The 26,995-nt window shown below is 46.5% G+C and carries 22 protein-coding genes and 1 other RNA gene; 7 read left to right on the top strand and 16 right to left on the bottom strand.

Annotation, left to right across the window (positions count from 1 at the left end):
• Positions 1–35: 35 nt before the first annotated feature.
• From CPG39_RS01990 to CPG39_RS01970, 5 genes are read right to left on the bottom strand one after another with little or no spacing between them, the layout of a single operon-like run.
• A complete protein-coding gene (locus CPG39_RS01990; protein ID WP_096291799.1) occupies positions 36–2,201 on the bottom strand; it encodes an FAD-dependent oxidoreductase in 2,166 nt (721 codons plus the stop codon).
• 44 nt (positions 2,202–2,245) lie between these two features.
• Positions 2,246–3,094, bottom strand: a complete 849-nt coding sequence (locus tag CPG39_RS01985) for a phosphate ABC transporter ATP-binding protein (protein WP_096291798.1) — start codon at positions 3,092–3,094, stop codon at positions 2,246–2,248.
• On the bottom strand, positions 3,091–3,957 hold the full coding sequence (gene pstA, locus CPG39_RS01980; protein ID WP_096291797.1) for a phosphate ABC transporter permease PstA: 867 nt from the start codon (positions 3,955–3,957) through the stop codon (positions 3,091–3,093). The genes CPG39_RS01985 and pstA overlap by 4 nt, the downstream gene beginning before the upstream one ends.
• Positions 3,950–4,876, bottom strand: a complete 927-nt coding sequence (gene pstC, locus CPG39_RS01975; protein ID WP_231990361.1) for a phosphate ABC transporter permease subunit PstC — start codon at positions 4,874–4,876, stop codon at positions 3,950–3,952. The genes pstA and pstC overlap by 8 nt, the downstream gene beginning before the upstream one ends.
• Positions 4,782–5,630 carry a phosphate ABC transporter substrate-binding protein gene (locus tag CPG39_RS01970; RefSeq protein WP_231990360.1) on the bottom strand — a complete coding sequence of 283 codons (849 nt, stop codon included), beginning with the start codon at positions 5,628–5,630 and terminating at the stop codon, positions 4,782–4,784. The genes pstC and CPG39_RS01970 overlap by 95 nt, the downstream gene beginning before the upstream one ends.
• A 326-nt stretch (positions 5,631–5,956) precedes the next feature.
• Between CPG39_RS01970 and CPG39_RS01965 the strand changes: the two genes are divergently transcribed.
• A complete protein-coding gene (locus CPG39_RS01965) occupies positions 5,957–6,166 on the top strand; it encodes a hypothetical protein (protein ID WP_145956197.1) in 210 nt (69 codons plus the stop codon).
• Positions 6,167–6,213: 47 nt separating this feature from the next.
• Here the strand turns inward: CPG39_RS01965 and CPG39_RS01960 are convergent, their stop codons facing one another.
• The 4 genes from CPG39_RS01960 to aroG all read right to left on the bottom strand — a co-directional run bounded on the left by CPG39_RS01960 (position 6,214) and on the right by aroG (position 10,402).
• Complete coding sequence (locus CPG39_RS01960) at positions 6,214–6,918, bottom strand: MIP/aquaporin family protein (RefSeq protein WP_096291794.1); 705 nt, start codon at positions 6,916–6,918, stop codon at positions 6,214–6,216.
• A 371-nt stretch (positions 6,919–7,289) separates the two neighbouring features.
• Positions 7,290–8,165, bottom strand: a complete 876-nt coding sequence (locus CPG39_RS01955; RefSeq protein WP_096291793.1) for a hypothetical protein — start codon at positions 8,163–8,165, stop codon at positions 7,290–7,292.
• Positions 8,166–8,467: 302 nt separating this feature from the next.
• Positions 8,468–9,085 carry a PEP-CTERM sorting domain-containing protein gene (locus CPG39_RS01950; RefSeq protein ID WP_096291792.1) on the bottom strand — a complete coding sequence of 206 codons (618 nt, stop codon included), beginning with the start codon at positions 9,083–9,085 and terminating at the stop codon, positions 8,468–8,470.
• Positions 9,086–9,343: 258 nt separating this feature from the next.
• A complete protein-coding gene (gene aroG, locus CPG39_RS01945) occupies positions 9,344–10,402 on the bottom strand; it encodes a 3-deoxy-7-phosphoheptulonate synthase AroG (protein WP_096291791.1) in 1,059 nt (352 codons plus the stop codon).
• 415 nt (positions 10,403–10,817) lie between these two features.
• Between aroG and CPG39_RS01940 the strand changes: the two genes are divergently transcribed.
• A complete protein-coding gene (locus CPG39_RS01940) occupies positions 10,818–12,272 on the top strand; it encodes a mannose-1-phosphate guanylyltransferase/mannose-6-phosphate isomerase (protein ID WP_096291790.1) in 1,455 nt (484 codons plus the stop codon).
• A 25-nt stretch (positions 12,273–12,297) separates the two neighbouring features.
• Here the strand turns inward: CPG39_RS01940 and CPG39_RS01935 are convergent, their stop codons facing one another.
• Positions 12,298–13,731 carry a TM0106 family RecB-like putative nuclease gene (locus CPG39_RS01935; RefSeq protein WP_231990359.1) on the bottom strand — a complete coding sequence of 478 codons (1,434 nt, stop codon included), beginning with the start codon at positions 13,729–13,731 and terminating at the stop codon, positions 12,298–12,300.
• A 288-nt stretch (positions 13,732–14,019) separates the two neighbouring features.
• Here CPG39_RS01935 and ffs point away from each other — a divergent pair.
• The 5 genes from ffs (at position 14,020) to rluB (ending at position 17,804) form a co-directional block, all read left to right on the top strand.
• Positions 14,020–14,118, top strand: an RNA gene (ffs, locus tag CPG39_RS01930) — signal recognition particle sRNA small type.
• A 76-nt stretch (positions 14,119–14,194) separates the two neighbouring features.
• Complete coding sequence (gene dnaX, locus CPG39_RS01925; protein ID WP_096291789.1) at positions 14,195–15,808, top strand: DNA polymerase III subunit gamma/tau; 1,614 nt, start codon at positions 14,195–14,197, stop codon at positions 15,806–15,808.
• Positions 15,798–16,121, top strand: coding sequence for a YbaB/EbfC family nucleoid-associated protein (locus CPG39_RS01920; protein WP_172424136.1), 324 nt, complete (start codon positions 15,798–15,800; stop codon positions 16,119–16,121). Before dnaX ends, CPG39_RS01920 begins: the two co-directional genes overlap by 11 nt.
• A 205-nt stretch (positions 16,122–16,326) precedes the next feature.
• Entirely contained in the window at positions 16,327–16,590 is a 264-nt protein-coding gene (locus CPG39_RS01915) for a hypothetical protein (protein ID WP_096291787.1), read from the top strand.
• 383 nt (positions 16,591–16,973) lie between these two features.
• Positions 16,974–17,804 (top strand): 23S rRNA pseudouridine(2605) synthase RluB, encoded by an 831-nt coding sequence (rluB, locus tag CPG39_RS01910; RefSeq protein WP_096294224.1) that lies wholly within the window; start codon positions 16,974–16,976, stop codon positions 17,802–17,804.
• An 83-nt stretch (positions 17,805–17,887) separates the two neighbouring features.
• Here rluB and CPG39_RS01905 read toward each other — a convergent pair whose 3' ends face one another.
• The 6 genes from CPG39_RS01905 to metE all read right to left on the bottom strand — a co-directional run bounded on the left by CPG39_RS01905 (position 17,888) and on the right by metE (position 26,941).
• The gene (locus tag CPG39_RS01905; protein ID WP_231990358.1) at positions 17,888–18,937 is read right to left on the bottom strand and encodes an aminopeptidase; all 1,050 of its coding nucleotides are present in this window, start codon (positions 18,935–18,937) and stop codon (positions 17,888–17,890) included.
• A 398-nt stretch (positions 18,938–19,335) separates the two neighbouring features.
• Complete coding sequence (thrC, locus tag CPG39_RS01900; protein ID WP_096291785.1) at positions 19,336–20,754, bottom strand: threonine synthase; 1,419 nt, start codon at positions 20,752–20,754, stop codon at positions 19,336–19,338.
• A gap of 87 nt (positions 20,755–20,841) precedes the next feature.
• A complete protein-coding gene (locus CPG39_RS01895; protein WP_096291784.1) occupies positions 20,842–22,155 on the bottom strand; it encodes a homoserine dehydrogenase in 1,314 nt (437 codons plus the stop codon).
• An 80-nt stretch (positions 22,156–22,235) separates the two neighbouring features.
• Positions 22,236–23,465, bottom strand: a complete 1,230-nt coding sequence (locus CPG39_RS01890) for a pyridoxal phosphate-dependent aminotransferase (RefSeq protein WP_096291783.1) — start codon at positions 23,463–23,465, stop codon at positions 22,236–22,238.
• Positions 23,466–23,826: 361 nt separating this feature from the next.
• Positions 23,827–24,570: a CADD family putative folate metabolism protein gene (locus CPG39_RS01885; RefSeq protein ID WP_096291782.1), complete on the bottom strand. Its 744-nt coding sequence runs from the start codon at positions 24,568–24,570 to the stop codon at positions 23,827–23,829.
• 70 nt (positions 24,571–24,640) lie between these two features.
• A complete protein-coding gene (metE, locus tag CPG39_RS01880) occupies positions 24,641–26,941 on the bottom strand; it encodes a 5-methyltetrahydropteroyltriglutamate--homocysteine S-methyltransferase (protein WP_096294223.1) in 2,301 nt (766 codons plus the stop codon).
• Positions 26,942–26,995 lie beyond the last annotated feature (54 nt).

Raw genomic sequence — 26,995 nt, 5'->3', positions numbered from 1 at the left:
CAACAAGACCACCCATTGGGTCTGAATATATAAAATCACTTTTTCCTTTTATCAAGCTGCGAGTCGACTTTTCCTCTTCTCTTCGCATGATACTTCTCCACCCATTTCATCAGCCATCGCGGCACATGCGCGCGCTTCCATTCCCCTGCTGCATATTTGTTGGCTTCCGACCAAGTGGGATAGGTATGAATCGTGCCCAGAATTTTGTTTAAACCCAATCCGTGCTTCATCGCCAACACAAATTCCGCCAGCAAATCGCTGGCGTGAACGCCAACGATACATACGCCAAGAATACGATCCCTGTCCGGCACGCTCAGCACTTTGACAAAGCCATGCGCGGCTTCATCGGCGATTGCGCGATCCAGGTCCTGCAGATTAAAACACGTCACTTCGTAAGCGATACCGCGCTGTCTCGCTTCATGCTCCGATAATCCAACGCGCGCGACTTCAGGATCGGTAAAAGTTGTCCATGGAATCACCGAATAATCGGCCTTGAACCGCTTGATAGCGCCAAACAATGCATTGACCGATGCATACCATGCTTGATGAGCAGCCGTGTGGGTGAATTGATACGGCCCGGCAACATCACCGCACGCATAAATATTCGGGTAGAGGGTTTGCAGCCAGGCATTGGTTTCAATGGTGTGCTGAGACGATACCGGGACACCCAGCTCTTCCAGTCCGAAACCTTCGGTGCGTGCTGTTCGCCCAACGGCACATAGCAGCGCATCAAACGGCAATTCCATTTCCTCGCCATTTGAACTACGCACTATTAAATACTGGGCATCACTTTCTTTCTCGCAGCGCAATGTTTCTGTGTGCGTCAGTATCGTCACGCCATCGGCATGCAGCGCAGTTTTTATCAACGACACCGCATCGGTATCTTCACGCGGTAACAAATCGCTGCGGACAATCTGCGTTACACGGCAATCCAAACGCGCAAAGGCTTGCGCCAGTTCGCAGCCAATCGGGCCGCCACCCAATACGATCAAACGTTGCGGCCGCTGCGTCAGTGACCAGATAGTATCGGAAGTGTAATAGCGTACCGCTTCCAAGCCGGGAATTTGCGGCACAATCGGGCGTGCACCGGTCGCAATGACGATGGCACGCGTGGTCAGTGTTTTCTCATTGATCTCCACCGACCACGGTGAAACGATGGTTGCTTTGCCTTGCAATACCTCAACGCCCAGGTGCGTGTAGCGGTCAATCGAATCATGCGGTTCAACGGTTCTGACCACACGCTGAACACGCGCCATCACATCGACAAAGTCATAATTCACATCGACCTGTTGAATTCCCAATGACCTGGCATTCTTCGTTTGTTGCAAAAAGGTCGCGGTACGAATCAAAGCCTTCGATGGAACGCACCCATAATTCAAGCAATCGCCCCCCATTTTGTGGCTTTCGATCAACGTTACTTTGGCGCGTGCGGCTGCCGCTATATACGCGCTCACCAATCCGGCAGCTCCAGCGCCGATCACAATTAAATTTCTGTCAAAATGTGCGGGCTTGGGCCAGCGTGCATACAGCCGCCGGGTTTTAACCCGCTCGACGGTCCAACGGGCCAGCCAGGGGAACAACGCAAGTACAGCAAATGAAATAATCAGTGCGGGCGACATCACATCCGACATCTGCGTGATTGCCGCCAGCTGCGTGCCCGCGTTAACATACACAACTGTTCCAGCAAACATTCCCACCAAGCTGACCCAGAAATAAGTGATGCTGGGCAGCGTAGTTAATCCCATCAATAAATTGATTAAAAAAAATGGAAAAATCGGAGCCAAGCGCAACGACAACAAATAAAATACGCCATCCCGCTCCAGGCCTTTGTTGATTGTTTCCAGATGTTCGGCGAAACGGTGCCGCACGGTATCACGCAACACATAACGTGCCATCCAGAACGCCAGCGTGGCACCCATCGTAGCCGAGACCAATACTACCGGTACGCCAATCCATATTCCGAACATGGCGCCTCCAGCCAATGTCATTATTGTTGCGCCGGGAAATGACAATGCGGCCAACACAATATAGATTGCCGAGAAAATGCTGATCACCAGAAACGGTTCTGCTTGATAGGCCTGTTGTAATTCTTCATGCCGCTCCTTGAGCATTTCCAAGGTAAAAAAACGCTCCAAACCAAAGCCGAAAAATAACATTATCACCACACCCAGCAGAGCCAGTATCCACCAGCGATATTTCATATTTCTCCTTTTCTGATAAGGTGTTACTCCAATTTCTTATGAAATTATCCTCTTACGCCATTGATATATGCAGCAGTCAGTTCATGGCTGGGCGATTCAAAAATATGCTGACAGCGACCAAATTCGATCAGCTGTCCGGCGGCATGCCCGCTGATCCAGAAAAAAGCTGCATAATTGGCGATCCGCCTCGCCTGGGCCAAATTATGCGTAACGATGACGATGGTATAACGACCGCGCAGACGACAAATCAGATCTTCCACGACGCCGGACGCAAGCGGATCCAGCGCGCTGCAGGGCTCGTCCATCAATAAGATTTGCGGTTGCAACGCCAACGCGCGCGCAATACACAGACGTTGCTGCTGCCCGCCGGACAAACTGAGCGCGGACGCATCCAGCCGATCATGAACTTCCTCCCATAAACCCACATCGCGCAGCACCTGCTCGATAATTGCCGCTACTTCCCTTTTTTGAGTGGTACCATGTTCATTGAGTGGTAAAGAAAGGTTGCGGCGGATGGAAAGCGGAAAGGGCGTGGGTTTCTGGAACACCATGCCGACTTGGCGGCGCAATGTCTGCGTATGGATATCAGGATGATGTATATCCTGATTATTTATTAGAATCTTTCCTGCGATACTGCAACCCGGGATCAGATCAGTGAGGCGGTTGATTGCTGAAAGAAAGCTGGTTTTCCCGCAACCGGATGGCCCGATCAATGCAGTAATGCAGCCTTGATAAATATCCAGCGTCACCTTATCCAGGGCAGTCTTGCCGTTATATGACAAAGACAGATCTCTGACCTGAATCGCTGGCCATGGATCACAGCACGGTGGTCCGGCCTCCAGTGGTCCCAGGGTAAAAGTATCCTGCTTATCGGTCCATTGGTTACAATTCATGTCATGATCTTCCTGCGGTGCATACTGTGGGCAAATTTCATGGCCAAAACGTTAATGCATAATAACAAACTGACTAACACCAACGTTGAAGCATAAGCCGGCGCATCACCCCCGGGCACATTCATGGACAAATCGAAAATATGCAATGCTAACGCACGTCCTGAATCCAGTAACGAGTCCGGCATGCGATCGGCATAACCGCTGGTAAACAGCAAAGCTGCCGTTTCCGCTAATGCACGCCCTATTCCCAGCAGAAGTCCGGCAGCCAGAACCGGCGCGGCCGCTGGAAGTATCAAATGAATCAGTGTTGCCGTGCGTGTCAGGCCTAAAGCAGAGGCTGATAAGCGATAAGCATACGGTACGGCGCGCAGCCCGGCTTCCGCAGTACTCGCCAGAATCGGTAATAACATGCAGGCCAGCGTTAAGCCACCGGATAAAATAGAAAATCCCAATCCCAGATAAATACTGAAAAAAGCATTGCCAAATAATCCGAAAACAATCGAAGGCACTCCCGCCAAGACATGCAAACTAAATCGCACGGTTTTGCCGAAAGCGCTATCAATCGCCACAAATTCCACCAGCAGGATCGCAGTTGTCCAGGCAATCGGTGCTGCCGTCAGCATTGTCACCAGCAGGATTAATAGTGTGGAAACCAGTATGGATGCGATGCCTCCTGCGCGTCCGGCATCGCGCGGAGATTCCATCAGGAATTCCCAGGAAAGATGCGCCACGCCACCTCGTGCCAGATCAATCAATATCCAGATAAAAACTACGCTGACCATGATAACCGACACATAAATCAGAAACTGCACCGCACGATCACGTAAAATTTGCCGCATAGGAATATTTGTCGTTTTATGCATGACGTTGTTGCTCCAGCAACTCGACCAAACCCGACAGCACCATAATCAACAACATCAATAGCAATCCCGACACAAACAGAACAGCACGATGGTCTCCCATGGCATAAGCGGTTTCCAGCGCAATGTTGGCTGCTAGTGTGCGCACCGGATCAAAAAATGTTTCCGGATATTGCACCACGTTACCTGCCACCATTAACACTGCCATGGTTTCGCCGAGTGCACGCGCCGCTGCCAGAATGATTCCGGCGGCAACCCCTGTTTTTGCAGCGGGCAATGCAACCCCATTGATCACTCCCCAACGCGATAACCCCAACGCAGCAGCATTACGCAACAATTCGTCCGGTACAGCCGCCAAAGCGGTATAAGCTGTCAACGTTACCGTGGGCAGAATCATCATCGTCAGCACCAGTATTCCAGCCAACAAACTTGCACCGGGCGGGTTCCACTGATTGATCAATGGTACCAGAGTCGTCAACCCCCAGAACCCAAAAACCACCGAAGGGATGCCGGACAGCAACTCTATCAAGCGTTTATAAGCCGTTGCCAGATGCAATGGTGCATAAAATACAATAAATAATGCGGATGCCAAACTTAGCGGAATAGCCAGCAACAACGCTCCAGAACTTGTCAATACCGTGCCTGACAGCATGGGCATTAAATTATAGGTATTCTCCAGTGGATGCCATGACACGTCATTGATAAAACGGGTTATGGATAGGCTTGATAAAGCCGGCCAGGATTCGTATATTAAAAAAATCAGAATGAGCAGCACAACCAGTGCGGCTAGCATTGCACCCACACGCAGAATACTAATCAGCAGTTTGTCAGTCAGTATTAGCCGGAACAAAATATTGCGCCCTGACAAGATCATGCACTTGCGGTGAAGAGGCAAATTCAATGAATTGGCGTGCCAGGCCATGCGGCTCTCCGGATGTAACCAAATTCAGCGGACGCGATAAGGGAAAAATACCTTGCCGGACATTCTCCACCGAAGCCTCTACGCCATCCAAGGACAATAACCGTACCCGCGCACCGCGCCGTGCTTCAAATTCAGCTGCACCGATAGATACGTAACCGATGGCTTGCGGATTGCCAAGCACCGTTTTGATACCTTGTGCATTATCACCGATGATGACATGCGGTTTGATTTCACTGTTTCTCAATTGCAAATAATCCAGAAACAGTTCCAGTGTAGATCGTCCTTCGGCTTTATTAACCACAGTAATACGGGTATTCGTGCCACCCACGGTATTCCAGCGTGTAATCCTACCGGAATAAATATCCGCGATCTGTTCCCGGCTGAGGGCTCTGACGGGATTATCAGCATGCACAATGATGCTGACGCCATCTTGTGCGACCACGAATGCATGCAGATCCGCCTCGTCCGGTTTCAGCGCACGCGACACCATGCCGATTGCGACAATTCCTTTCCGTACATCATGAATGCCGCGTGAAGAGCCGCCTGTTTGCACATCGATGCGTACGCCTGGATGCAGCGATTCAAACCGCCGCGCAATTTCACCGACCAAAGGCGCCAGGGTACTTGAACCGGTTAAAACCAAGCGTTGAGAAGCGGATTTTGATTGCGCCTGTAACTGCGATGCACAACCCATCGCAATAACACAAAACAACAACTTGGCTAATAGAAATTGTAAATTTTCTGACACACTCATTTTCTCACCCGGCCATCGGCTGTTTACCTCGTATGACGCACTGAATTACTATGCTAGTCGGTTTGCGTTCTTGATATTTTGCGCAGAGTAATTTCGTATTACAATCAATCTAAAAAGTGGCCATGAAAGTCTTGCTATTTGTGATATTGATTTCTTTACCTTTTACGATTTCAGCATACAGTTCACTGGTAACTTCATGCCCGATCAGTTAAACAGAGAAATTCAACGCAATGAATGTGCTATTGATCGTCAGAAAATTAGAAATCTGGCAAAACCTAGAGATTCAACATGTCCAATGACATATGATCAATACTGAAGCTCAGATCATGGATAAAAACGTAAAAATATTCTTAATCAAACTGTTTGGCACATTTGCCGTTCTTATCTTGATTATTATCCTCGGCAAGGAGCTTAAATCATCTAAGGCTCTGAATGAGTTATCTTATTATGATTTAATGTATTTGCAAAGCCTAGCTAAGGAGAATGAATCGCATAAAGAGACAGAATCTCCGATTCAATGCATAACTAATGCATAGACTGGGTTAGGCGCTAGCCAAACCCAGAATTGCACTTCGACAAAACCTCACAGCAGGGAATACACCACGGCGGCAATCAATCCGCCGATAATACCGCCCACTACCGGTACATACGCATAACCCCAGTCGCTATCGCGTTTATTGGTCATCGGAAGAATCGCATGCATGATGCGCGGACCCAGATCACGCGCCGGATTGACTGCAAAACCGGTCGGCCCACCTAGTGATAAGCCGATACCAAACAGCAGCAGAGCAACCGGCAATGCATCCAACGCACCCAGGCTTGCATGCGGTGAGACAATCATCATTACGCCAAACACTAGCATGAAGGTACCAACCGCTTCAGTGATGAAGTTATTGAATGGGCTTCTGATCGCAGGCCCGGTGCAAAATGCCGCCAATTGCATATCGGGGTCGGTCGTCGCGTCAAAATGCTGGCGGTAGGTAATCCATACTATCAAAGCACCCAGCATGGCGCCCAGCATTTGTCCCGCCGCATAAAGGGGTACGTCATTCCAAGCAAATTTACCTGCCGCAGCGAGACCGATACTGACCGCAGGATTTAAATGCGCCCCACTGGAAGCAGCTACGGCATAGACCGCGACAAAAAGCGCAATTCCCCAACCGGCTGCAATGGTTAGCCATCCGGCATTATTGCCCTTGGATTTATTCAGCACGACATTAGCAACTACGCCGTTACCCAACAACACTAAAATAAAAGTACCTATTAATTCGCCAAGAAAAGGAGTCATAGTTATCACCTCACCATTGAGTTGAACTTCGGAGAACCTTCGCGGAAATGAGAAAGATTAATGGATGGATTCTGCTTTATAAAAACTTTCTGTCCATTCCGGAATGGTGAATTGATTATCACACAAAATGTGCGAGTGAGATATTCCGGCTGAATTGACTTTATTGGCCCGGATTAATGTTCCAATGTCCGGCGTAGTGCATTCCGGTTATGGTACGGTAAACCATGATGATCAGCGAAGATGCGCTGCAGTCACGCAAAAGTACCGACAATAGCGTGCTGTTTAAAGAAAGTGCGCCGGAATGCAGCGCACTTTGATTGTTAAGTTGGTGTCACGCACAATCGTAAAAATAATTGCTGACCTTCAATCCTCTACCGACTTGAACCCTGAGATACGAAAGTACCCTCGTCATTGATCCAGAATTCGCCGGTTACCGTATTGTAAATCGAAGCCGCATCAGTGGTAAAGCAATCAGCCACAACCACATTAGTGGATGTAGTATTAAGGTTCATTGTAACCGGAGGGGTAACAGTGATTCCTGGTATGCCTTCGAATCCACTAGTCTGCGCTGTCATATCAAAACACACATCGGAATTAATGATCAAATTGGCTGTGTCGGCTGGAACATGCACAGTACAATGCTTGCTGTCGGAAAATCCATTTGCAAAAGATTGAATGGGATTGGGAACACCAGGAATGTCTATTGAAATTCCATTAATTCTTGAGGGTGAGTTAGTCGTCGAAGTCGTCAACACGGAAATTCCTGTTTCGGTCGGTTGCTGGGGTGTTGAACAAAAATTATTATTCTCGGGTAATGCTACACAAGCCCCTCCCGTACTGATATTGACGACATTACCGCTTTGCGTATAAGTCAAACCAGCGGGTGCACCTGAGGTATCACATGCCGGAATACTGGTGTTTCCGCCGCTATCGATGATTTGTGTAATTAATTCCGGCACTCCCGCGATCCGGGTCGGCGTAGATCCATAAGGCCCGCCTAATACGTAAGCGCTATTATCTCCCCTGTTCACCCCCGCATAAATGCCGGTTTCCGGATAAAACCGGTATAACCATGGGTCCAGGCTTTGTGTCACTTGGTGGCTTGGAAAAAGATCTCGATAGGTATTTTCAGCCCAATTCAGCAGTGTTTCGGTATCGCTGTTGATATCAGCCGATGCAAAATGCGCACTGCCCATCAGAGTAACCGTGCAAGTGGATAGAATAAATTTCTTGATTGACTGTTTCATAAATAATCCCCCTAGTTGTCAGTATGTCTTTAAAAGCATATCACAACTCGGATTGACTCTGAGTGCAGCGTAAAGGTATTTTAATCTCTGCGGGTTTAATTCCCCGCCCCCTTGGGGCGAAAGCTGGTTGAAAACCAGCAGATTGTAGAGCGCAGTTAATACCCCGCTGCTTGCGGCGGGGTGCTTTATTAGAATCTGTAACGCTTCCTTATCTCGTGCAAGAAAGGATCTGATTCAGAGATTATGAAAAATGAAAAAACCCGTCACTTTGCGGGGTTTTTTATGAGAGTTAAATTTTTCGGTTATACATTTCGCTTTTTCTGGCATGCGACTAAACTAAGCAATCCCAATCCGGCCAACAGCATCGCATACGTTTCCGGTTCCGGAATTGCGGCCGTAAGAGTATCGAATGCTACGCCGCCAAAGATTGCGACATCGCCCTTGGTTGAATTTGGATTATGCAGTCCGAGTTGCACCACCCTTAAAGAATGCGCCAAAGAATCCAATCCAGTGACCATCAGAATTCTATTACCGGTTTGAAACATATCGTAGGTACCCACATCGATGCCATCGACAAAAAACTGTGCAAAGCCATCGTTATGATCTCCTGCCATCACAAAACCGATACTGTTGCTGCTCACTGAGAATTTCGTGGTTGCCTCGCTTGTTCCGGGTATTCCCGCTGCTGAATTATCAAACAACCATAATTCGCGTATTCCCAGACCTCCCCTGGGGCCTTCACCCGAAACTTCCCATTCCATTCCACCCGGTCCGGCGTTTTTATATTCAAGCACCGCTTTTCCATTGATATGTAATGGATTTCCGTTATTTTCCGCTGTTTCTAGCGGTACCCAGCCGAGCGTTAAGGCTGACACGTGCGAACTGATCAACAGCAGCGTAATTCCCAGTATTCGGATCATGCTTTAATTCCCCATCACAGATTTTGAGCCAATTAATATCAAGCAGTTATAATTGCTACATTATCAGCGCGTGCAAACAGACTTAATTCTTGGAATAAAGGGGTAATTCTTTCTCAAATATGGAAATAATCTGTAAGAGGATAAGATAATGAGAACCTCAAGGGTGCGATTGCAGCCTACGCAACAATGCTTATTTTACGATCCGGAATATTATTAATAGTCGACTACGGCTAACATGTACCTTGATAAAGAAAAGGATTATTTTCTGCGTTTTTCCACTGCACCGGCAAGCTGATGAAGTACTTGTTCGGTTGTATCAAAACCTATGCAACCATCCGTAATACTTTGCCCATAAACCAATTCCTCGCGTTTTTTCCCGTCAGCTTTTTGGTAACCCTCAACCAAATGACTTTCGATCATCACACCGCAGATGGCACGGGTTCCATTTGCAATCTGCCCGGCCACATTAGCAGCCACCTCTGTTTGACGACGGAAATCTTTGTGACTATTCGCGTGACTGAAATCAATCATCAATTGTTGCGGCAATTTAGCTTTTTTTAACGCTTCAACTGCAGAAGCAAGGCTAGCGGCATCATAGTTCGGCTTACTTCCGCCGCGCAGAATGATATGACAATCCTCATTTCCTTTGGTAGCAAAAATAGCGGTGTGCCCTTCTTTGGTAACCGAAAGAAAATGGTGCGGACGCGAAGCTGCGCTGATCGCATCAATCGCAATATTTAAATTGCCATACGTGCCATTTTTAAAGCCTATCGGACACGATACGCCGGAAGCCAACTCACGATGACCCTGACTTTCGGTGGTGCGTGCACCGATGGCCCCCCAGCTGATCAGATCCGATAAGTATTGTGGGCTGATCAGATCAAGATACTCGGTTGCGGAAGGCATGCCAATGGTGTTTAAATCCAGCAACAAACGGCGCGCCATTCTAAGCCCTTTATTGATATGAAAACTGTTATCCAAATCAGGATCGTTGATTAATCCTTTCCAGCCAATGGTTGTGCGTGGTTTCTCGAAATACACGCGCATCACGATATGCAACTGTTGTTTAAGCACCTCGCGCAGATGCTTCAAACGTGCCGCATACTCCAATGCTGCATCGACATCGTGAATGGAACAGGGTCCAACCACGACCAGCAATCTATCATCTTCACCATGCAAAATCTGATGAGTCGCCTGCCGCGCTGCGTAAACAGTTTCGGTCGCGATTTCCGTCATAGGATATTCGCGATGGAGATCTACTGGCGGAGTAAGCTCGTGAACACCGATAATGCGCAAATCATCGGTCTGGTATTTCATAGAAAAATCCTTCTTGAGTGATCTATACAAGTATTGAAAAGCAAAAATTCAGGCTGTTACAAACAACGCAACGCAACGCAACGCAACGCAACGCAACGCAACGCAACGCAAGAAAATAGCGCGTATTTTAACCTAAGCATGCACTATTTTATTTAAAGGATCTCAAGATATTTCAACTCGCTCGAAATAACGCTTATTAAGCACTTTCTTAGGTAAATGCTTCTCTCCAGCAAATTCATCATAGATTAGTGAAGTATGTCATGCTTATTGGCCCAAAGGCTACTTATCAAAAATGCCCTGTTTATGCGTAATCGTGTTACGCTTTTTATTTGTGACAGGCTTGACAACCCCCCGAATAAGTTAGTGACTTAGCTTGTATGGCATCATAAACCCCAACACTGAAAATACCTGAAAAATGAACTTGAATATTCACCCCATCATTCTCTCCGGCGGTAGCGGCACCCGACTGTGGCCATTGTCCCGCGCCAATTATCCCAAACAGTTGCTCCCGCTTGTCGGTAAAGAAACCATGCTGCAAGTCACCCTTGGCCGGGCTGCAGGATTGGAGAATGTACAAGCGCCGATATTGGTGTGCAATTCCGAGCATCGATTTCTGATCCAGGAGCAATGTGAAGCGATCAATATCAAACCGGAAGCAATTTATCTCGAATCAATCGGTCGCAACACCGCACCGGCTATTGCACTTGCAGCTTTTCATTTGACCCAGATTGACGAAAATGCCTTGATGCTCATTCTCCCTGCCGATCATGTCATTGATGATCAGGATGCGTTTGCGCAAGCTGTAGAAACAGCGAAAATCGCCGCTCAGGAAGGATATCTGGTGACTTTCGGCATCACGCCTTCTTCGCCGGAAACCGGCTACGGTTATATTAAAACCGGTGATGCGATCGAACTTAAAGCACCACCTCTGCTCACCGCTTACCGCATTCAATCCTTTTTTGAGAAGCCCAACCTGGAAACCGCAACCGCTTATTTACAGGAAGGAGGTTATATGTGGAATAGCGGGATGTTTGTTTTTACAGCCAAGAATTATTTGCAAGAACTGCAACGGCACCAACCGCATATTTTCACTGCCGTTCATCAAGCCTGGCTGGAAAGAACCACGGATCTTGGTTTTATTTTGCCGGATAAAGATGCGTTTACTGCTTCCCCATCGGACTCAATTGACTACGCGATCATGCAGGTAACCAGCCGTGCCGCTGTGGTGCCCGCACAGTTCGGCTGGAACGATGTCGGATCGTGGGATTCTCTGTGGAAAATTGCACCCAAGAATAGCGATGGCAATTTTATCAGCGGCGATACCCTGGTACTGGATACCCAAAAAAGTTATATCCGCGCAGAAAATCGCTTGGTTACTGTCATCGGACTGGATGACATCATCGTGATTGAAACAGCCGACGCCGTGCTGGTCATGCACAAGAGCAAAACGCAACAATTGAAAGATGCAATACAACATCTTGAACTCAATCAACGCAAGGAACATCTCGAGCATCTGCGAATCCATCGTCCGTGGGGCTGGTATGAAGGGATCGATAAAGGTGAACGTTTTCAAGTTAAGCGTATCATGGTTAAGCCCGGCGAAAAACTATCCCTGCAAATGCATCACCATCGTGCCGAGCACTGGGTTGTCGTCAGTGGCACCGCTAAAGTCATCGTGGAAAATAAAGAAACCTTGTTTACCGAAAATCAATCGACCTACATACCGTTGGGTAAAATGCACCGCTTGGAAAATCCCGGTAAGATTCCGCTGCATTTGATCGAAGTGCAATCCGGCAGTTATCTCGGAGAAGATGACATCTTAAGATTTGAAGATTCGTACGGTCGAATTATTGCGTCAGAACAAGAATAGAACTTAGGAGGCAATCGGCTTTTAATCAACAAAACAAGTTTCTCAACCATAATTCCAGATGGCGCGTCGCCACCACGTCATCGCGGTTGTAGCCGAGAATTTCATTTTTCAATTTTTGCTTTTCACGCGGATTGGTTTCTGAGAGAAAACGATTAAATTGTACTACTGACCACTGCGATCCGGATTCTTGATTCTCCCATTGAAAGTCAACCAAATCCGGATGTTTACAAATATCCTTCAGTCCATATCCCTGCAATGGCAAGACCAGGCAATTCAGCACCGGATTCTGCATATCGAACAAAGGACTATCTTGACCCAGCAACCACAATACTGTGGTGTGATTTTCCATAGCATAGCGTTCGGCATACTTCCGTATAGTCGCTTTTTCGTGATTCGAATAATGCGCTAGCACTATCGATGGATATAAGGAACGATACGCCTCAACCTTTTGTAGAAAACCTAGCCAACCTTCATAGTCATTTGCTTCACCGTCAGTCCAGACATAATCGAAATCATCCTTGGCATATGTCGGCAGCAGAAAACCCCATAGATACACATGACGCTCACGGCTTCTGGTTAGCGGATTGTCTTCAATGTCAAAATGAATCCAGGTTCCTTCCGGAAGAACTGTTTTATCCAGTGAATAGACTTTACCGCTCAGAAAAGATTGTGCCTGCAGAATGGCACGGTATTTTCTTTTACTGCCCTTGAGATAAGGCACATCGGGTACAGTGTCGACGGTACTTGCAGCCAACTGGGAAATAGTCGAAATACCGGCTTCGGCTAAAGCGTCCGCGGCTTTGCCATGAACGCCATAGAGCAACGAGATATCTTCACGCATCTCAAATTCCGGACGGCAATGGGCTTCATAAGGACAAATACGGCATTTACTATGACTATAACGTACCGATGGCTGCTGTTCCAGGTCAAGCAAGGCTTTCATGCTGGTAATGAATTCATCAACCAGCAATTCGACCTCATCACCGAGCAATGCAGTACGGCCATCTCCAAGAAAAACCATGGCAGGCAATCCATTTCCCAATAATCGTCGATAGATTCCCAATTGAATCTGAATTGCTTTTTTGTTTTCACTCAGTGAAAGTTTCGCATCTGCAGATTGGTATTGACCACTTTCCTGTCGAATCAGGAAATCAGGATAACCCACCAATCCTTGATTCTCATCCACAAGCCGTCCTTGATATATAACCTGGGCACCCTGTTGGATCAAAGCTTGCGTATGCTCGAAGGATGTTGCTTGCACTACTGAAAATTGATTTTCCAGTTTAGCGAGGATGGCCGCCTCATGCGCCAAACCACGATCACTCAGCAGCTGATTAAATGCATCGGGTTCATACGCAGTAGGTTGATGCTTATCCAGCCATGCACGGCGCTGACACGAGATCCACACGACGGCATCGCTCGGTTTGATTAGCATTCGAGTCGATTGGGTGATAGTCATGGCTTTATTCAAAAGCCCCGGAATAAAACCGCCCATTTTATCGGATTTGGCCAATGCGCATTGAATTACTATTTATTGCACTTGTGATGTTTTGAACCGGATACGTCAGCTGTAACGACGCCATGGACTTTAAGAGAGGTCATATTATTCTTTTTTTCAGTCGAGTAACCATTTTCATTCATCACTTCATGATGAAATTCCCCAATATTGGGCGAATACTGCGGCAATCAAATTGGAGTAATCCATCATCTGCTGGTATACTTGTCGATCTGTTTTAGTAAGTTTTATGGCGGGCCTCCCCGCATTGCAAGGTAGTGAATCGGGTCAGGTCCGGAAGGAAGCAGCCACAGCTATTTATTGCGAGTGCCGGGGGTCTGGCTCGCCACCCAATGCAAACTGAGAGTGTCATTTGCGCATTGCGGGTAGGTTTAATCGGATGTCATTCACTTTTCAAATCTAAAAAGTGTCCCAAACACAAGTCCTTGCGCGCAAATGGCGTCCAAGAAATTTCACAGATCTGACTGGACAGGAACATGTAGTCAGAGCCTTGACTAATGCGCTTGAACAAAACAGGTTGCATCACGCCTACTTGCTGACCGGAACACGTGGTGTCGGCAAAACAACGATCGCCCGTATCCTGGCCAAATCCCTCAACTGTGAAACAGGTATAACCGCAACACCCTGCGGTACTTGCACAACATGTGTGCAAATTGATTCCGGAAGCTTCATTGATTTGGTTGAATTGGATGCGGCTTCAAATACCCAAGTCGATAACATGCGCGAGTTACTGGAAAATGCGCTATATGCCCCTACTTGCGGGCGTTACAAGATTTATATCATTGACGAAGTGCACATGCTCTCCAAGTCGGCGTTCAATGCCATGCTAAAAACGCTGGAAGAACCACCGGCGCATGTCAAATTTATACTCGCGACCACCGATCAGCAGAAAATTCCTATCACAGTCTTATCGCGTTGTTTGCAATTTAATCTGAAGCAAATCCCGCAACCTCAAATTACCGATCACCTGAAGAAAATACTGGCACAAGAAAAAATCCCTTGCGACATCCTATCACTGCAGCTAGTCGCTCGCGCGGCACAAGGCAGCATGCGCGACGCATTAAGCTTACTGGATCAAGCCATTGCTTTTGGAGCAGGCAAAATTGAAGAAGCCAGCGTACGGGATATGCTGGGTATCATTGATCATAGCTACCTGTTTGATTTATTGGATGCCTTGACCCAGAAGAATGGTCTGAAATTATTATCATTGGCCGATGAAATGGAAACCCAGTGCCTTTCATTCGACTGTGCATTGCAGGATCTGGCGGTCATCCTGCACCGTATCGCGCTGGCGCAAGTCATTCCTCAAGCACTGGGCGAAGATATTCCTGATTATATACGCATCAATGCGCTGGCAAAAATTCTGGCGCCCGACGATATACAATTATTTTATCAAATCGCACTGCACGGGCGCGGCGATCTGAGCCTGGCACCCGATGAATATGCCGGCTTTACCATGACATTACTCCGTATGCTTACCTTCATGCCGGAGGATCTTATAGCACATCAACAACCGCCTCAAGTTTCTTCTATAAGCATCCCGCAATCCGTAAAAGTTGGTCATGAACCGCAACCCATCCCGGATATAACCCCGCCCGTACCGGCTAATAACTCCGATCTTACTTGGCCGCAACTGGCTCAGCAATTAAAGCTTGCAGGAATGGCTAAAATGTTGGCACAACATAGTGAAGCCAAAATTCTTTCAACTGATAAAATAGAACTCTGCGTTCCAGAAGTGCATAAGCACCTGCTGGAAAAGAAATATCAGGATAAAATCCAGTCTGCAGTGAATACTTTTTTTGGCAAGCCTATCGCACTTGATTTTTTCGTTGGCATTATCACAGGATTGACACCTGCAGCAATACAACAGCGCGCAGAAGAAGAAAAACAGGCACAAGCCATTGCAGCAATTGAGAAAGATCCGGTTGTGCAAGAGCTGATTGAACAATTTGATGCCAAATTAATTATTCCTTCAATTAAACCCATTCAAAACAAAGGAGACAGCAATGATGAGAGGTAATCTGGGAAATATGATGAAACAAGCTCAAATGGTGCAGGAGAACATGAAAAAAATGCAGGAAAAACTCGCCACCATTGAAGTGGAAGGACAATCCGGAGCGGGTATGGTTAAGGTGATTATGACCTGTCGTCATGATGTCAAAAGAGTCAGCATTGATGACAGTCTTGTCGGAGACGATAAAGAAATGCTCGAAGATCTCGTTGCAGCAGCCTTTAATGATGCCGTGCGGCGCGTGGAAACAACAACTCAGGAAAAAATGGCGGAACTGAGTAGCGGGTTAGGCTTACCACCTGGTATTAAATTGCCTTTCTAAAGCAACTTCTCCCATTTTGACAATATAAGGTATTTTTTTTACCTTACGAGAGTGATTCCTTCACCCATTCATTGAGTAGAATCAAATTATTATACGCAGCTCTCGAGCCCGGAGTGGATAGCGAAGCACGTTGGGTCAGGAAAGACGGCAAAGCGGTATTTGGTTATAAACAGCACACAATGGTCGATAGCGCCGGGTTGATATCATGGCAGTAATCACCGCCGCGGCCAATTGCCATGACAGCAAGCCGCTGCTAAATGTGTTGGTGGAGAAAGCCCATATCCAACCAGGAACCCGCATTCATGCCGACAAAGCTACCAGGAATTATCCTTTGACGCACTGGGAGTTGCAATGCAACAACCTGATTACTAAATCCCGCTATGTTGTAGAGCGCACCTTCGGCAGCCAGGTGCGGTGGTTCAATGCCGAAACACTGCGTTACCCCGGCCTAGCCAAAGCGCATGCTTGACATATACTATTGATTATGGATTATAAACCTGAAAAAGCTACCCAATCTCTTTGTCGATCGGCAATTGATCGCGTAAACAAGGAATATTACGCTCTCTTGACCGAAAATACCCGGTTTAGAGTGATTACTTATGGTCCATTAGTGGAGAAATGACTAAAAATCACCCGATCCGTCAGAAATAAACCCGGAATTGCATCGAAATGATAAGGTTGCGGCATCTTGCAAAGGACTCAATTAGAAACAAGTCTGGAAAATAAATACTCAATCATATATCGAACCATGAGGGATAGTTCATGATTGAACTCTGAATGGTTTAAAATCGGTTGTTTAATGATTCATTCAATGACCGCTTCAGTCAGCACATTTCCCGGATTCAAACACTCATGAAAGTAAACAAGCCCATCAGGCCAGTCAAGAAAAAAACAGTTACCTTAAAGAAAAATGCTACAGAACCACTAGCCGCCTCCTCCGCCGTATCGGCAACACTCACTTTCAAGCTGCAGAAACTGTTAGCGCAAAAAGGCTTGGGCTCGAGACGGGAAATGGAAGCACTGATTGCTTCAGGACAAGTCAAACTGAATGATCACATAGCCGTGATCGGGGACCGGGCCGGGCCGGGCGACATAGTACGTATCGGCAGGCGCGTAATTCGCATCCATGAGGAAGAAGAGTTACCTAAAGTACTGCTCTATCACAAACCGGAAGGTGAAATTGTCAGCCGCAATGATCCGCAAGGCCGCCCTTCCGTCTTTGACAAACTGCCGCATTTGCGATCTTCCAAATGGATTGCTATCGGCCGCCTGGATTTTAATACCAGTGGCTTGTTGATTTTCACCAACGACGGTGCTTTGGCCAATCGCATGATGCACCCGCGTTTTGAAATGGAGCGGGAATATGCTGTACGAATACTGGGCGAGCTCACTGAAGAACAAATGCAACAATTAACCACCGGTATAACATTAGAAGACGGTGAAGCAGCATTCACCTATCTGGCAGATCAAGGCGGAGAAGGCGCTAATCACTGGTATCGCGTGATCTTGAAAGAAGGTAAGAATCGCGAAGTACGACGTATGTTTGAAGCCATAGGATTGACGGTAAGCCGCCTGATGCGTGTGCGCTTCGGCCCGATTAATCTGCCGCCCAGAATCAAGCGCGGGCAATGGCTGGAATTGGACGAAAAAGAAACCCGGCGATTATTGAGCTTGATCAAGTAGTTTGTGTTTTTTACCTTACTGACTGATCAGCTGTCCCTGGCATATATTTGCCTTCTATGAATTCTTTCGTAGCGATTTGAAAATTACCGTTCGACGACATTCCAGTGAGAATAATTTTCGGCGGCTTTCAGGAGTATTGCATTCCGCTCATGTTTAGGTAACTTGCTAATTCTTATTACTGCATCAAAGAAATGTTGCATATCCTGGCCTTGCTGTTTGAGTATTCCTTTAAATGCCGGTAATAATTGAGTATAAATTGAAACAGTCGCCAGTAATGCATTATTCAAAGTTTGTCCGAACCACCGGTCATAGTTGGCCAGCTCGCTTTTTTCAGCTTTCAGGTGCAAAAATTCAGCGCGTAATTCATCAAAAATCTGAGCTTTCCGAATACGCTTCTCGGAGTCGCTCACATTTGAATCAAAAAGTTCATGTAGTTTTTTCCGATGCCTGAATATTAAATCAGTAAAAATTGCTTCCCTTTCTTGGCGGATGCTTAATGCTGCTTGCTCGAAAGCTGTGCCATTGCTTGCAAACCAGCGTCTTACACCCTCATGCTCGACAGCCGTGGCAAAAGATTCATTGAAAGCAGTGTCATCCGGCACATAAACAACCTGGTGCGCCAACTCGTGAAAAATTAACCGGGCAAGATCCATTTCGGAGTAACCGATAAAAGTATTCAGCACCGGATCGCTGAACCAGCCGAGCGTGGAGTAGGCACGAATTCCACCGACATGAACATCGTACCCTTCCTGGCGCAGTTCTTCCGCATAACGCTCGGCTTTGGCTTGAGAAAAGAAACCGCGATAATTGACACATCCTACCTGCACAAAACACCATTTTTTGAGTTTAAGCGAAAGTTCGGGGGAAGCAAAAACATTCCACACCACAAAAGGACGCTCTAAGTCTGCATAACTGGTATAGCTCAGATTATCCGGCAGCTTTAACTCCCGGCTGGCAAATTCACGCATCTGCATCACTTTGCTCAATGTTTGCTTCAATTTAGGATCAACAGCAGGGTTTGCAATTACCGTGCTAATCGGTCGCGAATGATGTATTACTTTAAAATGCCCATCGACAGCCTGCGCATAATACGAAAGGTTGGCGCAAGCACTGAGCCAACTCAACTGAATCACAACTATGCTGATTTTTAAGATATATGAAATCCGTAACATCGCTTAGGGTGATGAAGCAACAGTTTCGCAGAAATAAAAGTTAATTTTAATAGCTGAAAGTGTAAAAATTACTCGAATTGTTTACAAGTGGAAGCAAAAATTCGTTAATTTCTCCTCCCGCGTCATATCATTGATAACGCTATGAGCATATAGTTTAACAATATTATAAAATTAATCGTAGAATGAGCGTAATGGAACGAAGTAACCGACCAGGTCATCATTGATAGTAGAAGCGATTGGCACTGCCGTATATCCTACGCGACTGAAAATCGATATGATTGCAGTCTCGTCAGCTTAGCAAAAGGGAAACACCACAGTAAAATACGGGGTGTATTATTCCTTCCCGGAACCGGAATAAACTACGCAGGTATCTTACATTGCTGATCAATATATTCCTTGATCGCTTGCACATCCGCCTCTTTAACCACATACCGCTGCGGAAGGCTTTCCAGATTCTCGAAGCCGACCGGGAGTTCCGGCTCGCAACCAATGGCTTCCGTGATGCTTTCAGAAAATTTGGCAGGCAAGGCGGTTTCCAGACAAATCAATGGCACACCCGCCTCGCGATGTGCTTGCCCGACTTTCAAACCATCTGCGGTATGGGTATCGACCAGCACGTGATAGCGCTGGTAAATATCCCGAATAGTTGCAATCCGCGCGGCATGGCTGCTGCTTCCGGAAACAAAACCGTAGTCCTTGACTTTAGGAAATAATGGTGTGATGGATAGATCAAAGGCGTTGCCTTGGTCGACTTTTGACCAGAATTCAGTCACCTGCTCCGCGTTTCTGTCAGTCAAGTCAAAAATAAAACGTTCGAAGTTGGAGGCTTTGGAAATATCCATCGATGGACTGCTGGTGTGCCGGGTTTCTGCGGTGGTACGTGGACGATACACGCCGGTTCGGAAAAATTCATCCAGTACGTCGTTCTCATTGGTTGCCAGAATTAAATGCTTGATAGGCAACCCCATCATTCGCGCCACGTGCCCGGCACAAATGTTACCGAAATTCCCGGACGGAACTGCAAATGAAACCTGCTCGTCATTATTTCCGGTCGCGGCAAAATACCCTTTGAAATAATACACTACTTGCGCCACGATGCGCGCCCAATTAATCGAATTGACCGTGCCGATACGGTGCGCCAGTTTGAAGGCATGATCGTTGCTGACAGCCTTAACGATATCCTGGCAGTCGTCGAACACGCCGCGAATCGCGATGTTGAGAATATTCTTATCCTGCAGCGAAAACATTTGCGCGGTCTGGAAGCGGCTCATTTTTCCCAATGGGGAAAGCATAAAAACGCGAATGCCGTGCTTACCACGCATGGCATATTCAGCACTGGAACCGGTATCCCCCGATGTTGCACCGAGAATATTCAATTCATCCCCGGTTTTGGCCAATTGATATTGAAATAAATTACCGAGCAATTGCATCGCGATATCCTTGAACGCCAGAGTCGGTCCATTGGATAATCCCAAAATATGTAAACCCGGCTCCAAGGTTCTTAGTGGCGTAATATCCACGCTGCCGAAAACCTCGGGAGTATACGTCTTGCTGATCAGATTGCGCAAATCATCAACCGGAATATCATCCGCAAACCGTGACAAAACTTCGAATGCAAGCGACGGATAACTCAAGTTTCTCCAAGCATCCAGTTCTGCCATTGTAACTTTGGGATAGATCTCCGGCATCGCCAATCCGCCATCGGGCGCTAAACCGCTCAAAAGAATTTCAGAAAAAGATTTCTGCGGCATTCCGCCGCGAGTAGAAATATAACGCATGCTAATTTTGTTGATTCAGATAACCTATGGTTTGGCCTACCGGGAAATCTCCGTCAAGCTCTCGAATAATCGGGACTCACTTTAGTATTAATTGTTTAGCTCTTCAATGCGGATGCGGATCACTTTGCTCATCACCACAGATAACGATTCGATCTGCACAATCGCCGCATTGATATTCCTTTCGACCGTCAAGTGGGTCAGCATGATAATGCTGACTCTGTCAGAATCGCTGCTGGCTTCTTTCTGGATTAGAGCACTGATAGAAATATCGTGGTCTGCCACGATGCGGGTAATTTCAGCCATGACACCCGGTTTATCGATTACCTGCATGCGCAAATAATATGAAGTCTCGACTTCTTCCATCGAAATAATCGGCGTATCAGATAATAAATCCGGCTGAAAGGATAAGATTGGAACGCGGTGCATCGGATCAGCGGTTTGCATGCGCGTCACATCAACCAGGTCCGCAATCACCGAGCTGGCAGTAGGTTCAGCACCAGCCCCAGCACCGTAGTAAAGTGTGGCACCAACCGCATCACCCCTAACGACAACCGCATTCATCACGCCTTCGACATTGGCAATCAAACGTCGCATCGGAATCAACGTAGGATGCACGCGCAATTCAATGCCTTTCTCCACGCGCTTGGTAATTCCCAACAACTTGATACGATAACCCAGTTCTTCCGCATAACGAATATCTTCACCGGTTAGCTTGGTAATTCCTTCGGTATAAACTTTACTGAATTGTACTGGTATACCAAATGCAATCGCTGACATCAAAGTAATTTTATGCGCCGCATCAATGCCTTCAATGTCATAGGTAGGATCAGCTTCGGCATAACCAAGTTTTTGTGCTTGCATCAAAACTTGCTCAAACGATAATCCTTTTTCACGCATTTCCGACAAAATAAAATTTGCTGTGCCATTGATGATTCCGGCAATCCAGGTAATACGATTTGCTGTCAAACCTTCACGTAAGGCTTTAATGATCGGAATACCACCTGCCACCGCAGCTTCAAAAGCCACAATAACGCCTTTGGCACGCGCAGCGGCAAAAATTTCGGTGCCGTGATTTGCCAGCAGCGCTTTATTGGCTGTAACGACATGCTTGCCATGAGCGATCGCTTCCAGGATCAAATCCCTGGCAATGGTCTGACCTCCGATCAGTTCCACTACGATATCAATATCAGGATTTTTAGTAATTTCATGCGCATCGGAGGTCACCGTCACATCCGAATCCGCCAAACTCCGGGCTTTATCCATATCCTTATCGGCTATCATCTTGACGACAATCTTCCGCCCGGCACGGCGTGCGATCTCTTCCTGGTTACGTTTGAGAACCGTGTAGGTGCCACCGCCAACGGTGCCAACTCCTAATAAACCAATGTGAATGGGTTTCATAAATTCAATAAAAAATTAATAATCAAGTTGATGCGTGATTATAGGGTTCAGCTGACAAGAAATAAAGTCAAAGCTCTTGATCAGTACGTACCGTGACGCTTGCGATAATGTTGCAGAAAATGTGCGATACGTCCGACAGCCTCAGTCAAATCATCTACATTAGGTAAAAATACAACACGAAAATGATCCGGTTTCATCCAGTTAAAACCGGTACCCTGCACAAGCAAAACTTTCTCCTCAAGCAAAAGTTGTAAGGCAAATTCCTGATCATCTTCTATCGGATAAATTTCTGGATCCAAGCGGGGAAATAAATACAATGCCGATTGCGGTTTAAAACAGGTTACACCGGGAATATCGGTCAACAATTTCCACGCTACATCGCGTTGGCGCATCAATCGGCCGGTAGGCAGAGTTAAATCATAAATACTTTGATACCCGCCCAATGCGGTTTGAATTCCAAATTGTGACGGCACATTCGCACATAATCGCATGGACGCCAGCATATTCAACCCTGCAATATAATCCCGGGCATGGTTTTTTTCTCCCGAAACCACCGCCCAACCGGAACGGAAGCCAGCTGCCCGGTAATTTTTGGATAGTCCGTTGAATGTTACAAACAAAATATCTTCCGCCAGCGATGCAATGGAGGTATGCGTTGCTTGTTCGTACAATATCTTGTCATAGATCTCATCCGCATAAATAATCAATTGATGCTGCCGGGCAATTTCAATGATCTTAAGCAACAACTCATCAGGATAGAGGGCACCGGTGGGATTGTTGGGATTGATAATGACGATTGCACGGGTTTTCGGTGTGATTTTGGCACGAATATCATCCAAATTGGGAAACCATCCGGATTCTTCATCACACAGATAATGCTTAGCTATCCCTCCTGAAAGCACAACGGCGGCGGTCCACAGTGGGTAATCCGGCATCGGAATCAGCACTTCATCGCCATTATCCAACAGGGCCTGCATTGCCAGAACAACCAGTTCGGATACACCATTGCCGATAAAGATATCATCCAGTTGCACATTCTTTATCTGCTTTTCCTGCGTGTAATGCATGATCGCCTTGCGCGCAGCAAACAACCCTTTAGAATCGCAATAACCGGAAGCATCCGATAAATTACGAATTACGTCCTGCAAAATTTCTTCCGGCACATCAAAACCAAATGTCGCAGGGTTACCAATATTCAGTTTGATAATATGATGGCCTTCTTCTTCCATTTGACGGGCGCGCTCAAGCACCGGCCCACGAATGTCATAACAAACATTTGTCAGTTTTCTGGATTTTAAAATTGGGCGCATGGTAATGAAAATGTTTTGCGAAGATTGAATAACAATCTATTCTGATAGTGCAAGATTTTCTTGGAACAATCAAACGTAGCATTATATACGCTAAACACGTTCCCATACGGCAAACTTTGACCGTGAATTAAAGCGAATTATCGCGCAGTAGTGACCCTTTGATAATCGAAATGGAAACTCTTCAAGGTATCAATAAATAAGCCAATCCGCGGCATGACCGGGGATTGGCTTATTCTCAGTCTGTTGCGATTCTTTCTAAAGAAGCTTGAAAGAGATTTGGATTATATTAACAATAATGCAATATAATCATAGAATTAACTTTTACATGAACTTATCAGAAAATTAAGCAAGCTTCCGAACGCTAATGTAAAGTTACCGCTTCTTTTTGTTCGCACATCAGGTTAGCGCAGTAGGTTTCATGAATTCCATCCAGAAAACCCCATAGCGCATCGCAAGCCTCCTGGGTTGCAGCCAAAACTTCCGCTTGTTTTTCCGGGTTGTCGGCAAATCGTTCGATAATTGCCCATTCTGCCTGAGAATGATAAATATCGGCTTTCTGATGTACCGAAAAGAATTCATAATCTTCAGGGTTCTTCATACCATAAAACTTAGCCAGACCATCAATTTTTACCGCAGCAATGTCAGGCACTTGCGATTCAAATGCATGCAGCGCAGCAAGCCCCGCGTAGAAAGGCCGATTTAAACAAATATCGCGGAATGTGGAAACAAGCTTCTCGGTAGTCGGCAATGCAGAGGCACTCGCTAAGCTCTTGTCATTTGCACCCAAAGCAAAAGCGAAATTTTTCCATAATGTCGGATGATTCTTTTCGCCATGTTCTTCATCAATCAGATTTTTCAATACTTCCTGGCGCACGCTGATATCACCACTATTCGATTCCGAATGGATATGTGGCGTATTGAAATGTACAGCGCTTAGGTAGGTGGGTTCAGCCAGCACATTATAGAAATATTGCTCAGCATAATGGCGCAATTGCTCCTTGGTCAGTTTACCTTCAGTCCAGGCAATATAGAACGGATGTTTGAGCAGATGCTTTTCGCTGATAATGGCAGTGATTTTTTGCTTGAGTATGGTATTGGTCGTCATGATTACTCCTTATAAACCGTGATGGATAAAGTGTTGCATATCATCGCTAAATAACACCGGCAAGTCAAATTTAGCTGACCTGCTTCGCGATTAAATGACGGGCTAAATGCCGACTGGCGGCAATCATATTGTGCAATGCCGGTTTTACTTCTTCCCAAGTGCGTGTTTTTAGCCCGCAATCGGGATTCACCCACAAACGTTCAACCGGTATTCGTTGCGCAGCCTTCTCCATTAATTCAATAATGGAATCAACAGACGGTATATTGGGCGAATGGATATCGTATACGCCCGGACCAATTTCATTCGGATATCGAAACTGATCAAAGGCATCCAGTAATTCCATATCCGAACGTGACGTTTCGATCGTAATCACATCGGCATCCATACGTGCGATCGCCTCCATAATGTCATTGAATTCCGAGTAGCACATATGCGTATGAATTTGCGTCGCGTCTTTTACGCCATTTGCGGTGACACGAAATGCACGAATTGCCCAGTTCAAATAATCATCCCATTGCGATTTTCTGAGCGGCAAACCTTCTCTCATTGCGGCCTCATCAATTTGAATAATTTGGATGCCCGCTTGCTCCAAACCCAGAACTTCATCGCGTATCGCAAGCGCCAGCTGCATACACGTTTGCGCGCGCGGTTGATCGTCACGAACAAATGACCAATTCAACATTGTGACAGGCCCCGTAAGCATTCCTTTCATCGGCTTTTGGGTAAGTGATTGGGCATATTCGATCCATTCCGTGGTCATGGCATGTGAATGTGAAACATCGCCATAAATGATCGGCGGCTTGACACACCGTGATCCATACGATTGGACCCAGCCAAATTGAGTAAAGGCAAACCCATCGAGTTGCTCGCCGAAATATTCCACCATATCGTTACGCTCCGGCTCACCATGCACCAAAACATCCAATCCCAATGCTTCCTGCTCCCGCACACAAAATTCAATTTCTTTACGCATCGCTTGCCGGTATTCCGCTTCCGGTAGTTTGCCTTCGCGGAAATTACGGCGCGTTTGTCTGATTTCCAGCGTTTGCGGAAAAGAACCAATGGTTGTGGTAGGAAACAGCGGCAATCGGAATTGCTTGCGCTGTAGGATTGATCGCTGATGATAGGGCGATTGGCGTATACCCATCGCTTCATTGATTTCATCCACACGTGCTTTTATGTCCGCGTGATGTACGCGCTTGGATTGTTTGCGGCTAGTAACCGCCGCGCTATTTTCCCGCAGAACCACAGCAACGCTTTCTCTGCCGTGATTCAAAGCTTTTGCAAGCACTTCGATTTCGTTTAATTTCTGCGCAGCAAATGCCAGCCACGACCGAATATCCGCATCGAGTTTTTGCTCACTTTCCAGATCAACAGGTGCATGCAGCAATGAACAGGATGGTGCGAGCCACAGTCGATCTTGCAGTCGTGCATGTATGGGCTCCAGCCAATTCAGTGTATGAGTTAAATCGGTTTTCCAGATATTGCGTCCGTTAACAACACCCAATGAAAGTATTTTATGCGCCGGCAACCAATCAATCACTTTGTCAATCTCATCATGCGCCGTAACAGCATCCAGATGCAAGCCCTGAACCGGCAGTTCGCAAGCAAGTTGCAGATTATCTTGTAACTGCCCAAAGTATGTCGTCAGCATTAAATTCACAGACGCAGCTTGTAATTGATAATATGTCTTGCGCACCGCATATTTCCATTCCTGCGCCAATTCCATAACCAGAATCGGCTCGTCGATTTGTACCCAGTGAATACCCGCATGCTTTAGCCGATCTAGCAATTGCGCATAAATAACGAGTAATTCATCCAATTGGTCAAGCTTATCGCTGTCATCCTTGGATTTTCCAAGCCATAAATAGGTCACTGGCCCTAGTATGACAGGCTTAATATGCTGATGGATTTTCTGAGCGTGTTGAATTTGCTCAAGCAGGCCACTGACATTTAGTGAGAATTTTGTATTCCGGTTAAACTCGGGTACGATATAGTGATAATTGGTATCAAACCATTTGGTCATTTCACCTGCATTAATACAGGAATGAGCGGTAATATCGTTGGCTGAGCGGCCTCTTGCCACACGAAAATAGTTATCGATTGTATTGCCGGTGGAAAACATGCTGACGCGTTCTGGAATATTGCCCAGCATAAAGCTCATATCCAGCACGTGATCGTATAATGAAAAATCACCGACTGGAATCCAATCGAGTATCGATTGATCCTGCCAATGCCGAACTCTCAGATCCGCCGCGATATCCGATAAGGCTGATTCAGAAATGCCACCTTTCCAGTATTTTTCCAAAGCAAACTTTAATTCCCGGTTTCTACCGATGCGTGGAAACCCGAGGTTGTGTGTCGTTACCATAATTTCATCACCACTCATAAATATTGATGGGGTTATTGTACGAATAACGATTAA

The sequence above is a fragment of the Nitrosomonas ureae genome (genome assembly GCF_900206265.1).
In the GTDB taxonomy this organism is placed as follows: Bacteria; Pseudomonadota; Gammaproteobacteria; order Burkholderiales; family Nitrosomonadaceae; genus Nitrosomonas; species Nitrosomonas ureae_C.
This window is presented reverse-complemented; position numbering and strand designations above follow the sequence as displayed.

Excerpts from the sequence above, each read along its gene's own strand:
- CPG39_RS01985 (WP_096291798.1), bottom strand. The coding sequence starts at position 3,094 with ATGAATTGTAACCAATGGACCGATAAGCAGGATACTTTTACCCTGGGA.
- CPG39_RS01890 (WP_096291783.1), bottom strand. The coding sequence starts at position 23,465 with ATGCGCCCAATTTTAAAATCCAGAAAACTGACAAATGTTTGTTATGAC.
- CPG39_RS01970 (WP_231990360.1), bottom strand. The coding sequence starts at position 5,630 with ATGAGTGTGTCAGAAAATTTACAATTTCTATTAGCCAAGTTGTTGTTT.
- CPG39_RS01960 (WP_096291794.1), bottom strand. The coding sequence starts at position 6,918 with ATGACTCCTTTTCTTGGCGAATTAATAGGTACTTTTATTTTAGTGTTG.
- aroG (WP_096291791.1), bottom strand. The coding sequence starts at position 10,402 with ATGAAATACCAGACCGATGATTTGCGCATTATCGGTGTTCACGAGCTT.
- pstA (WP_096291797.1), bottom strand. The coding sequence starts at position 3,957 with ATGCATAAAACGACAAATATTCCTATGCGGCAAATTTTACGTGATCGT.
- CPG39_RS01950 (WP_096291792.1), bottom strand. The coding sequence starts at position 9,085 with ATGATCCGAATACTGGGAATTACGCTGCTGTTGATCAGTTCGCACGTG.
- CPG39_RS01885 (WP_096291782.1), bottom strand. The coding sequence starts at position 24,570 with ATGACGACCAATACCATACTCAAGCAAAAAATCACTGCCATTATCAGC.
- CPG39_RS01965 (WP_145956197.1), top strand. The coding sequence starts at position 5,957 with ATGGATAAAAACGTAAAAATATTCTTAATCAAACTGTTTGGCACATTT.
- metE (WP_096294223.1), bottom strand. The coding sequence starts at position 26,941 with ATGGTAACGACACACAACCTCGGGTTTCCACGCATCGGTAGAAACCGG.
- thrC (WP_096291785.1), bottom strand. The coding sequence starts at position 20,754 with ATGCGTTATATTTCTACTCGCGGCGGAATGCCGCAGAAATCTTTTTCT.
- CPG39_RS01955 (WP_096291793.1), bottom strand. The coding sequence starts at position 8,165 with ATGAAACAGTCAATCAAGAAATTTATTCTATCCACTTGCACGGTTACT.
- CPG39_RS01940 (WP_096291790.1), top strand. The coding sequence starts at position 10,818 with ATGAACTTGAATATTCACCCCATCATTCTCTCCGGCGGTAGCGGCACC.
- CPG39_RS01895 (WP_096291784.1), bottom strand. The coding sequence starts at position 22,155 with ATGAAACCCATTCACATTGGTTTATTAGGAGTTGGCACCGTTGGCGGT.
- rluB (WP_096294224.1), top strand. The coding sequence starts at position 16,974 with ATGAAAGTAAACAAGCCCATCAGGCCAGTCAAGAAAAAAACAGTTACC.
- CPG39_RS01920 (WP_172424136.1), top strand. The coding sequence starts at position 15,798 with ATGAGAGGTAATCTGGGAAATATGATGAAACAAGCTCAAATGGTGCAG.
- CPG39_RS01915 (WP_096291787.1), top strand. The coding sequence starts at position 16,327 with ATGGCAGTAATCACCGCCGCGGCCAATTGCCATGACAGCAAGCCGCTG.
- pstC (WP_231990361.1), bottom strand. The coding sequence starts at position 4,876 with ATGGCCTGGCACGCCAATTCATTGAATTTGCCTCTTCACCGCAAGTGC.
- CPG39_RS01935 (WP_231990359.1), bottom strand. The coding sequence starts at position 13,731 with ATGACTATCACCCAATCGACTCGAATGCTAATCAAACCGAGCGATGCC.
- CPG39_RS01990 (WP_096291799.1), bottom strand. The coding sequence starts at position 2,201 with ATGAAATATCGCTGGTGGATACTGGCTCTGCTGGGTGTGGTGATAATG.